Source organism: Arthrobacter celericrescens, assembly GCF_003614925.1.
GTDB classification, from domain to species: domain Bacteria; phylum Actinomycetota; class Actinomycetes; order Actinomycetales; family Micrococcaceae; genus Arthrobacter; species Arthrobacter celericrescens.
This window is the reverse complement of record NZ_QYLP01000075.1, coordinates 18,004-27,633: the sequence shown is the minus strand read 5'-3', so window position 1 is coordinate 27,633 and position 9,630 is coordinate 18,004. Positions and strand designations below refer to the sequence as shown.

The window sequence follows — 9,630 nt, the reverse complement described above, 5'->3', positions numbered from 1 at the left end:
CAACGCCGCGGCCGCCCACCGGAAGGTGGGCGGCCGCCGTCGTTGTTAAAGCGGATCCTCAGGATTCCCAGAGGATCTCGTCGTCCACCACTCCGTCCTCATCGGCGGCCGCCACCAGGACTTCGTCCGTGAAGTGGGAGCCCAGGGTGAAGTCGAGGACGAAATAGCGCTCCGGCTGCCCGGGGTAGATGGCTACGTGCCCGAGCTTGAGCGCCTTGAGGAATACGTCGTGGGTCAGTTCGTCCTTGTCGCGGACGCCGAACACGGCTTCCAGCTGCTCTTCCTTGAGCTGCGTGGAGTGGAAGTGCAGGAACTGCTGCGAGTTGGTGCCCTCCTGTTCGAGTTCGTCCGCGATCATGTCGCGGACCTGCTCGACCAGTTCGGAAAGATAGCCCAGACGGTAGTCCACCTTGTGCAGGGCGCGTTCGTCGAAGTGGTCGTGCGCACCCACATTCAGGTCAAGTTCCAGGGGAGTTCCAGCGAGCTCGTGCGAGGCCACGTAGCAATGTTCACGCCCGTGGTTGAGCTCAATCTCCCCGAAATGTTTGCTCGCTACCTTGCTCATGCAAACAATCTAGACCCAAGAACCAGCCGGTTCCAGCATCCCGGGGGAATTCAGGGACGGCGCCCTGATTGGGGCTTCGCCGCCGTCCGCCTGCCCCCTTGCTGCGCCTTCGCGGCGGGAGCCAGGGGCGTGCCGCGCAGCGTGTCGGCCAGCAATTCCGTGAAGAGCTGCACCTGCGCGGTGCGCTTTTCGTTGATGAGCAGCGCGAAGACGTTGCGGGCCAGCCGGATGTCCGGCACGTCCAGGACGACGACGCCGGCAGGCCGGTGCCGCAGCGCCAGTTCCGGTACCAGCGCGGCGCCCAGGCCCGCTGCCGCCATTTCGAGGCTGGCGTGGAAGTCGTCGCTGTAGGCCACCACCCGCGGGTGCAGGTTGCAGCTGGCGAAAAGCCGCTCGATCACGAGCGCGTCGCTTGTCCCCGGGTGGTGGATGATCCATGGCATGTCCGAGAGCTGGGCGGCCTGCATTTCGGCGTCCTCCCGGATTCCCCAGGACGCCGGCAGGACCACCCGGAAGTCGTCGTCGCCGATCCACTGGCGGTCCAGGGTGTGCGGCCAGGCGAGCCCCGATTGGCCCACCTGGTAGACGAGTGCGACGTCGAGGTCCCCGCCGGTCCGCAGGCCCTGGATGGTCTGCGCCGGTTCCGCCACGGAAACCCGCAGCTCGATGCCGAGGTCGTTCCAGCGCGGGTTCCGCAGGATGTCCGGCAGCACATACGTGGCCAGGCTGGGGAAGATGCCGAGCCTGAGTTCCTGGGTGGGGGAGTCGTGGCTGCGGGAGGCCGCGGCGAGCAGCGCCTCGACGTCGGTGAGCACCTTCGAGGCGTGCCGCACCATGGTGAACGCGGCCTCGGTGGGCACCACGCTGCGGGCGGAGCGGTGGAAGAGCTCGACGCCGGTGTCCCGTTCCAGCGCGGCCATCTGCTGGGAGACCGCCGACGCCGTGTACCCCAGCCGCGTGGCCGCGGCGGCAAAGGATCCAAGCCGCGTCACTTCGAGGAGCGTGCGCAGGTGGAGGAGGTTGACCATCAGTGATCCTTCGGGTGGGGCATGCGGATTCCGTGCCCAGCCAGTGTAGCCGGGGCCCTGGCCGCAGGGATCCGGCAACCGGGACCGTGGTCCAGGACATGTCCCGCGCGGTCCCGCGACACGCCGGAGCCGATGCGACACGCGGGGAATTAAATGTGGTTAACCAATCCACAGGGTGTGGATTGAACTACCACTTTCGGCGGATTTCCGGCCATTTTCCCCACCCCTGCCTGTGGACTACCGGTGTGTTAAATGACATACTTGTAATACATCATCTTGGGGTCCGCGCCAGCTGCTTGCACTACATGTAGTATCGATTTACGGATTGGGCGGGAAACCAGCACAAGACAGACAAGAGCTATAGCTGCCATAGCAGCAAGCGGGCCGGCATCGGATTCAGGAGCTTCCGGCATAGGCCTGCTGAATACGAAGAAGACTCCAACTGAGGGGACAGGGATCATGACCGTCACGGTTTACACGAAGCCGGCCTGTGTTCAGTGCAACGCGACCTACCGGGCGCTGGACAAGAAGGGCATCGCCTACCAGAGCGTTGACATCTCCCAGGATGCCGAAGCCCTTGAGCGGCTGAAGGCCCTCGGCTACATGCAGGCCCCCGTTGTGGTGACCGAGAAGGACCACTGGTCGGGATTCCGCCCGGACAAGATCGAAGAACTGGCCGTCGCGGCAGCTTCGGTGGCTTAGCTTTTCCGGTGATCTAGCTCCCGGTACCGGCCACCACCAAGGATTTACACAAAAGGTGAGGTGACCCCATGGCAGCGCTGGCAACAGCACCTGCACGTACCGACGGTGAAACCGTCAGTACGAGGAGTCACCTCATCTATTTTTCCTCCACCTCGGAGAACACCCGGCGCTTTGTCGGGAAACTGGGCAGGGACGCGGCCCGGATCCCCCTTTACGCCAAGGATGCTCCACTGCTCGCACTGGAACCTTATGTGCTTGTGGTGCCGACCTACGGCGGCACCAACGGCGAAGGTTCGGTGCCCAAGCAGGTCATCAGGTTCCTGAACAACCCGCAGAACAGGGCGCTGATCCGCGGCGTCATCGGGGCCGGGAACACGAACTTCGCGGACAACTACTGTGCAGCCGGCGACATCATCGCGGCGAAGTGCAAGGTTCCGCACCTCTATAAATTCGAACTTATGGGAACCCCGGAAGACGTCGACCGGGTGAACCAAGGATTGGACAAGTTTTGGACACTACTGTCGCAGAAACAGAAGTAACGCCGTCCGTGGAAACCGGCCAGGACAAGAAGCCGCTTCCCGAGGCCTACAAGGGCCTGGGCTATCACGAGCTCAACGCGATGCTGAACCTCTACGGGGCGGATGGCAGGATCCAGTTCGAAGCCGACCGCGAGGCTGCGCACCAGTACTTCCTGCAGCACGTCAACAACAACACGGTGTTCTTCCACGACCTGGAAGAGAAGCTCGACTACCTGGTGAAGAACCAGTACTACGAGCGCGAAACCCTCGACCAGTACACGATGAACTTCATCCGTGAGCTGTTCAACCGTGCCTACAAGAAGAAGTTCCGCTTCGAGACCTTCCTGGGCGCCTTCAAGTTCTACACCTCCTACACGCTGAAGACCTTCGACGGCAAGCGGTTCCTGGAGCGCTACGAGGACCGCGTCTGCATGGTCGCCCTGCACCTGGGCCGCGGCAACGAGGAACTCGCCACCCGCCTGGTGGACGAGATCATCGACGGTCGCTTCCAGCCGGCCACCCCCACGTTCCTCAACGCGGGCAAGGCCCAGCGCGGCGAGCTGGTCTCCTGCTTCCTGCTGCGCATCGAGGACAACATGGAGTCGATCGCCCGCGGCATCAACTCCGCCCTGCAGCTGTCCAAGCGCGGCGGTGGCGTGGCGCTGTCCCTGACCAACATCCGCGAGCACGGCGCACCGATCAAACAGATCGAGAACCAGTCCTCCGGCGTCATCCCCGTGATGAAGTTGCTCGAAGACAGCTTCTCCTACGCCAACCAGCTCGGCGCCCGCCAGGGCGCTGGTGCCGTGTACCTGCACGCCCACCACCCGGACATCTACCGCTTCCTGGACACCAAGCGGGAGAACGCGGACGAGAAGATCCGCATCAAGACCCTTTCGCTCGGCGTCGTGATCCCGGACATCACCTTCGAGCTGGCCAAGAAGAACGAGGACATGTACCTGTTCTCCCCGTACGACGTCGAACGCGTCTACGGCGTTCCGTTCTCCGACATCTCGGTCACCGAGAAGTACTACGAGATGGTGGACGACTCCCGGATCAAGAAGACCAAGATCAACGCCCGCGAGTTCTTCCAGACCCTCGCGGAGATCCAGTTCGAATCCGGCTACCCGTACATCATGTTCGAGGACACCGTGAACCGGGCCAACCCGATCGCCGGCAAGATCACCATGAGCAACCTGTGCTCGGAGATCCTGCAGGTTTCCACGCCGTCCATTTACGGCGAGGATCTCAGCTACGAGACCATCGGCAAGGACATCTCCTGCAACCTGGGTTCGATGAACATCGCCAAGACCATGGACTCCCCGGACTTCGGCGCCTCCATCGAGACGTCCATCCGCGCCTTGTCCGCCGTCTCGGACATGTCGTTCATCAATTCGGTGCCGTCCATCGCGCAGGGCAACGCCCAGAGCCACGCGATCGGCCTCGGCCAGATGAACCTGCACGGCTACCTTGCCCGCGAGCGGGTCCACTACGGTTCCGAAGAGGGCCTGGACTTCACTAACATCTACTTCTACACGGTGCTGTTCCACGCCCTGCGCGCCTCCAACAAGCTCGCCATCGAGACGGGGGAGACGTTCGGCGGTTTCGAGAACTCCAAGTACGCCAGCGGCGAGTTCTTCGACAAGTACACCGAGCAGGAATGGGCTCCGGAAACCGAGCGCGTCCGCGAACTGTTCGCCGGCCACCACATCCCCACCCAGGATGACTGGCGCGAGCTGAAGGCCTCCGTCATGGAGCACGGTATCTACAACCAGAACCTGCAGGCCGTGCCGCCCACCGGTTCCATCAGCTACATCAACAACTCCACCTCGTCGATCCACCCGGTGGCCGCCAAGATCGAAATCCGCAAGGAAGGCAAGATCGGCCGCGTCTACTACCCGGCGCCGTACCTCACCAACGACAACCTGGACTACTACCAGGATGCGTACGAGATCGGCTACGAGAAGATCATCGACACCTACGCCGCTGCCACGCAGCACGTGGACCAGGGCCTGTCCCTGACGCTGTTCTTCAAGGACACCGCCACCACGCGTGACATCAACAAGGCCCAGATCTACGCCTGGCGCAAGGGCATCAAGACGCTCTACTACATCCGGCTCCGCCAGCTCGCGCTGGAAGGGACCGAAGTGGAGGGTTGTGTTTCGTGCATGTTGTGATAGTTGGCTATCGAATAATTCCTGCGGCTGCTGCCGCGCCTGAAAACTGAAAAGTACGACGCCGGGTGAGCGCCCGGCGTCGTACGCTTACCTTAAAGAACACATACGTTAAGGGGACGAAATGACCGAAAAGGTCAAGCTGCTCAGCCACGTCGAAGCGATCAACTGGAACCGCATCCAGGATGACAAGGACGTGGAGGTGTGGAACCGCCTGGTCAACAACTTCTGGCTGCCGGAAAAGGTGCCGCTGTCCAACGACGTCCAGTCCTGGCACACGCTCACCCCGCAGGAACAGCAGCTCACCATGCGCGTGTTCACCGGGCTGACGCTGCTGGACACCATCCAGGGCACGGTCGGCGCGGTCTCGCTGATCCCGGACGCACTCACCCCGCACGAGGAAGCCGTGTACACGAACATCGCCTTCATGGAGTCGGTGCACGCCAAGAGCTACTCCTCGATCTTCTCCACCCTGTGCTCCACCAAGGAGATCGACGACGCCTTCCGCTGGTCCCTCGAGAACGAGAACCTGCAGAAGAAGGCGCAGATCGTCATGGACTACTACCAGGGCGACGATCCGCTGAAGCGCAAGGTCGCCTCCACCCTGCTGGAGAGCTTCCTGTTCTACTCCGGCTTCTACCTGCCCATGTACTGGTCTTCGCGCGCCAAGCTCACGAACACCGCCGACCTCATCCGCCTCATCATCCGCGACGAGGCCGTGCACGGTTACTACATCGGCTACAAGTTCCAGAAGGGCCTCGAGAAGGTCTCCGAAGAGAAGCGCCAGGAAATCAAGGACTACACCTTCGAGCTGCTCTTCGAGCTGTACGAAAACGAAGTCCAGTACACGCACGACCTCTACGACGGCGTCGGCCTGGCCGAAGACGTCAAGAAGTTCCTGCACTACAACGCCAACAAGGCCCTCATGAACCTCGGCTACGAGGCCATGTTCCCGGCCTCCGTCACCGACGTTAACCCGGCGATCCTCTCGGCGCTGTCTCCGAACGCGGACGAGAACCACGACTTCTTCAGCGGGTCCGGCTCCTCCTACGTAATAGGCAAGGCCGTGAACACGGAGGACGAGGACTGGGAGTTCTAGTTCTTCCTTTGAACTAGTGATGGACGACGGCGGTTGGTTGGCTTGGGCCGGCCGGCCGCCGTTTTTCTTGCCGCGGAGCTGAGCGCATCAGACTATCTGTACATCTAACAGGCAGGGGATTATCGGATTCTCTACCCAATGGAAGATGGCGTCCTCCCGTAAAGATTGGGCACCGCCGGGAAGTGAACGGTGCTTCTTGGTGACGGCTTCGTGGGAACCGGGCGGCGATCTCGGACCGGGCCTGGTTGTCCTGCAAGAGTGCCTGTTACGGTGAGTCCCCCTGAGTAACCGTTGTGTTGCTGATGTCCTGCGAGAGTTCGGCCTCGAGCTCTTCGATGCTGGGCAAGGTTGTTGCAAATTCTTCGGGCAATGATTCCACAATTTCGGTTTTCCACTCGGAGACGCCGATGGGCATTTGTGTGGTCCGAAGGGCATACTCAGCCACGAGGTCGTTTTTGGATTTGCACAGCAGCAGGCCGATGGTGGGTTTGTCGTCCTTGTGCGCCAGTAGGTCGTCCACTGCGGCCATGTACATGCCGAGCTGTCCGAGGTAGCTTGGGTCGAATTTCGTCGCTTTAAGCTCGATGACCACATAGGCGCGGAGTTTCAAGTGGTAGAAGAGCAAGTCCGTGAAAAACTCGTCTTCGTCGATGACCAGGCGCACTTGCCGGCCGACGAAAGCAAAGCCCTGGCCAAGTTCCAGCAGGAACTTTTGGATGTGGTCCACGAGTTGGTTTTCGAGCTCGCGTTCATTGCGCCGGTCCGTCATGGCAACAAAGTCAAAGACATAGGGGTCCTTGAAAGACTGCTGTGCCAAGTCCGTGTCCTCCGGCGGGAGGGTTGCCTCGAAGTTGGTGACCGCTTTCCCGGAGCGCTCCATGCGTCTGGTCTCGATGTGATGGACCAGGACATTCCGGGACCAGCCATGTTCGACGGCGGCGGCCGCGTACCAGAGACGGGCTTCGGTGTTGCCGGCCTTGTCGAGGAGGACCATCTGATGGCCCCACGGCAATTGTGCAGCAGGCTGCTGCACAATTTCGTCCAGGGTCCAGGCGGCCGCGAAGGCCCTCATGTACTTCAGGCTGCGCGGGGAAAATCCCTTCGCTTCAGGAAACTGCCGGCGCAGGTCAGTAGACAAGCGGTCAATGACTTTGGAGCCCCATCCTTCGGACTCTTGACGTTCGAGGATGTCCCTGCCAATGGCCCAGTAGGTCTGGATGACCTGCTGGTTGACGGCGGCAATGGACCGACGGCGGCCAGCCGCGACGTGCCCGGAAACTGACGAAAGCAGCTCCGGATACCACTCCGGCATTGTGCTCTTCCCTGGAGTCCCGGGAAACGACGCCTCAGCGGCGTGCTTGCGCGTTCCGGGGCCGATGCCCATCTTCTTCGAATCTGCCGGATTCTGCCTACTCGGCGTCGTCATGGCTGGACCTTTCCACGATCGGTTTGCTTGCCTTCAAGCTACCGAGGCGGTCGGACATTTAGACGGGAATCGCCTTGAATGCCAGATGTTTTCGAAGCGGGGCAAGAAGCTGGCCTGTCCGGAAGCGTCGCCGATGATGAACCTACTTTCGAGAAGGACGGGCTCGGGGATGGCCGCCATGCACACTGCGGCCTGGCGCGTTTGAACGAAGTGGCCACCTTGACGCAACGAACGCCTGGTGGTCTTAAAGAAACCGGACGGTGACATTCTCCGGACATTTCTTGACCGCGGTGTGTGCTGCATGACAGGGTCGAGGCATGGACAACCTGTTGGACAGCTGGACAGTTGGTCAGGGGCCTGTTGTGCGGGTTGGGGCCGCAGAGGGCGTTATGGCTGCCCTGCGTTCGGCGATCGAAAGCGGGACGATTCCCGTGGGAACCAAGCTGGAATCCGAGGCGATGCTGGCGCAGCGGTTCGGCGTATCCCGGACGATGGTCCGGGAAGCACTGCGGTCGCTGGGGTCCCTCGGCTTGACGGCAACCCAGACCGGCAAGGGGACCTTCGTTATCGCCGACCAGGCGGTGCAGGATCTGAGGCTGGGCAAGTACTCTGCGCACCAGCTAATGGAGGCGCGGCCCCACATTGAGATTCCCGCGGCAGGCCTGGCCGCACAGCGCAGGAGCCCCGAGGACCTTGAAGGACTTCGGGAAATCCTTGACGCCATGGACGCGGAGGAAGAGCTTTCCCAGTGGGTGGCGCTCAATTCCGAGTTCCATGCCCGGATCGCCCGGGCCAGCGGGAACGGCGTGTTCGCCACCATGCAGGCCGACATTGAAGACGCGATGTCCAAGCAGTCCAACACCCTGAACCAGGTTCTCGACCGTAGGAAGGAATCCGGGGCCGAGCACCACGCGATTTTTGCCGCGATCGAGCGCGGTTCGTCGGACGAGGCAACCCTGGCCATGATGCTGCACCTGCAGGGCGTCGAGTTCGCCCTCGAAACAGTTACGGCCAAGGACTCCCAGGAGATTTAACCCAGGCACAAGAGCACCCGCTTTACATGCCCGGATCTGCTGAAACCACGGCGGTTCCGGGTCGATCTGTCATGTCCGAAACCGCGCAGGCACAACGACGTGCCGTGTGCAGGAGATACCAAGGAGAGCGACAACCCATGACCCAGACAGCCATCCAGGAGCCGGCCCAAACGGCCATGCCGGAATCGCCTTCCGGCTCCGCCCCGATAACCAAGACCAGGCACACCAAGCTCCACGCCCAGATCATTAGCTATCTTGCCCGGCACGGTGCAAGCAGGCTCTCGGACATCCTCACGGAGGTGGATGTCTGCCGGGCCACCCTTATCGTGCACCTGGCGATTCTCGAAGACGAGGAAATCATCCAGTGCGACCGGCCCAAAGGTGCACGACGCCGGGCGACCCCGTTCTACTCGCTCCGCCGGCCAGGATCCGCCCAAGACCTCCGGAACGACCGCAGGGCGAACCTCACCGCGCGCATCAAGGAAGCCGCTGACGGAAAGATCGCGGTGACCGTCGACGAAATCCCCGGCATGCTGGTCCACTCCCGCTCCTTCGAGGACATCCCGGCCGCCGTCGCGACCGCCGCAAGGATGCGGCGCACCGCAGCGGCCGGCTTCACCGTCCAGGTCGTCATTTAGCCTTCGCGGGTGTGGGAGCGGCATCCAGGGGTGTCCCCAAAGGGAGATGCTAAGTAGACTTATTAGTGTCCTTTTTCATGCATTGGTGAACATCGATGAAACAGGAGGCGGACAAGATGGCAGGCTATTTCGAACTGGTCGACGCGCCCGACGGCGGTTTTAGGGTCGCGTTGGTGGGCGGCGACGGCGAATTGCTGGCGATGTCTATTACGTTCCCCAGCAAGCAGGCCGCGGTCAAAGGGATCTGGCGGACCAGGGAACTCGCCGGTACGGGGCTGATCCGCGATCGCAGTCACGGGCATGACAACGTGGCCCCGATCCGGCACTCCCACGGGCTCCGTCTGGTTCCGGACCATGGCAGGGCGGCACATGGCGTGTGGAGCAACGACGGCCACTAGCCCGCCGCCACTCCGGAGGCCGTTTCGGCCACGCAGGCACCGCATCTA

The 9,630-nt window shown here is 62.0% G+C and carries 10 protein-coding genes; 7 read left to right on the top strand and 3 right to left on the bottom strand.

Annotated features, from left to right (window positions below; all coding sequences use genetic code 11):
• Positions 1-58: 58 nt before the first annotated feature.
• Positions 59-565, bottom strand: a complete 507-nt coding sequence (locus tag D3654_RS13195) for a DUF2004 domain-containing protein (RefSeq protein WP_120521951.1) — start codon at positions 563-565, stop codon at positions 59-61.
• Positions 566-615: 50 nt separating this feature from the next.
• Positions 616-1,593 (bottom strand): LysR family transcriptional regulator, encoded by a 978-nt coding sequence (locus D3654_RS13190; protein ID WP_245413223.1) that lies wholly within the window; start codon positions 1,591-1,593, stop codon positions 616-618.
• Between the two features lie 459 nt (positions 1,594-2,052).
• Here D3654_RS13190 and nrdH point away from each other — a divergent pair, with 459 nt between their 5' ends.
• The 4 genes from nrdH (at position 2,053) to nrdF (ending at position 6,086) form a co-directional block, all read left to right on the top strand.
• Positions 2,053-2,295: a glutaredoxin-like protein NrdH gene (gene nrdH, locus D3654_RS13185; protein WP_115790497.1), complete on the top strand. Its 243-nt coding sequence runs from the start codon at positions 2,053-2,055 to the stop codon at positions 2,293-2,295.
• A 68-nt stretch (positions 2,296-2,363) separates the two neighbouring features.
• Positions 2,364-2,834, top strand: a complete 471-nt coding sequence (gene nrdI / locus D3654_RS13180; protein ID WP_120521950.1) for a class Ib ribonucleoside-diphosphate reductase assembly flavoprotein NrdI — start codon at positions 2,364-2,366, stop codon at positions 2,832-2,834.
• Between the two features lie 8 nt (positions 2,835-2,842).
• On the top strand, positions 2,843-4,990 hold the full coding sequence (gene nrdE / locus D3654_RS13175; RefSeq protein ID WP_120521949.1) for a class 1b ribonucleoside-diphosphate reductase subunit alpha: 2,148 nt from the start codon (positions 2,843-2,845) through the stop codon (positions 4,988-4,990).
• A gap of 121 nt (positions 4,991-5,111) precedes the next feature.
• Entirely contained in the window at positions 5,112-6,086 is a 975-nt protein-coding gene (nrdF, locus tag D3654_RS13170) for a class 1b ribonucleoside-diphosphate reductase subunit beta (protein WP_120521948.1), read from the top strand.
• Positions 6,087-6,351: 265 nt separating this feature from the next.
• Here nrdF and D3654_RS13165 read toward each other — a convergent pair whose 3' ends face one another.
• Positions 6,352-7,470, bottom strand: coding sequence for a PDDEXK nuclease domain-containing protein (locus D3654_RS13165; protein ID WP_120521947.1), 1,119 nt, complete (start codon positions 7,468-7,470; stop codon positions 6,352-6,354).
• Positions 7,471-7,829: 359 nt separating this feature from the next.
• Here D3654_RS13165 and D3654_RS13160 point away from each other — a divergent pair, with 359 nt between their 5' ends.
• The 3 genes from D3654_RS13160 to D3654_RS20665 all read left to right on the top strand — a co-directional run bounded on the left by D3654_RS13160 (position 7,830) and on the right by D3654_RS20665 (position 9,582).
• Positions 7,830-8,546: a FadR/GntR family transcriptional regulator gene (locus tag D3654_RS13160; protein ID WP_120521946.1), complete on the top strand. Its 717-nt coding sequence runs from the start codon at positions 7,830-7,832 to the stop codon at positions 8,544-8,546.
• 137 nt (positions 8,547-8,683) lie between these two features.
• Positions 8,684-9,184, top strand: a complete 501-nt coding sequence (locus tag D3654_RS13155) for a helix-turn-helix domain-containing protein (RefSeq protein ID WP_120521945.1) — start codon at positions 8,684-8,686, stop codon at positions 9,182-9,184.
• Positions 9,185-9,300: 116 nt separating this feature from the next.
• The gene (locus tag D3654_RS20665) at positions 9,301-9,582 is read left to right on the top strand and encodes a YegP family protein (protein ID WP_245413224.1); all 282 of its coding nucleotides are present in this window, start codon (positions 9,301-9,303) and stop codon (positions 9,580-9,582) included.
• Positions 9,583-9,630 lie beyond the last annotated feature (48 nt).

Excerpts from the sequence above, each read along its gene's own strand:
- D3654_RS13190 (WP_245413223.1), bottom strand. The coding sequence starts at position 1,593 with ATGGTCAACCTCCTCCACCTGCGCACGCTCCTCGAAGTGACGCGGCTT.
- D3654_RS13155 (WP_120521945.1), top strand. The coding sequence starts at position 8,684 with ATGACCCAGACAGCCATCCAGGAGCCGGCCCAAACGGCCATGCCGGAA.
- D3654_RS20665 (WP_245413224.1), top strand. The coding sequence starts at position 9,301 with ATGGCAGGCTATTTCGAACTGGTCGACGCGCCCGACGGCGGTTTTAGG.
- D3654_RS13160 (WP_120521946.1), top strand. The coding sequence starts at position 7,830 with ATGGACAACCTGTTGGACAGCTGGACAGTTGGTCAGGGGCCTGTTGTG.
- D3654_RS13195 (WP_120521951.1), bottom strand. The coding sequence starts at position 565 with ATGAGCAAGGTAGCGAGCAAACATTTCGGGGAGATTGAGCTCAACCAC.
- nrdF (WP_120521948.1), top strand. The coding sequence starts at position 5,112 with ATGACCGAAAAGGTCAAGCTGCTCAGCCACGTCGAAGCGATCAACTGG.
- nrdI (WP_120521950.1), top strand. The coding sequence starts at position 2,364 with ATGGCAGCGCTGGCAACAGCACCTGCACGTACCGACGGTGAAACCGTC.
- D3654_RS13165 (WP_120521947.1), bottom strand. The coding sequence starts at position 7,470 with ATGGGCATCGGCCCCGGAACGCGCAAGCACGCCGCTGAGGCGTCGTTT.
- nrdH (WP_115790497.1), top strand. The coding sequence starts at position 2,053 with ATGACCGTCACGGTTTACACGAAGCCGGCCTGTGTTCAGTGCAACGCG.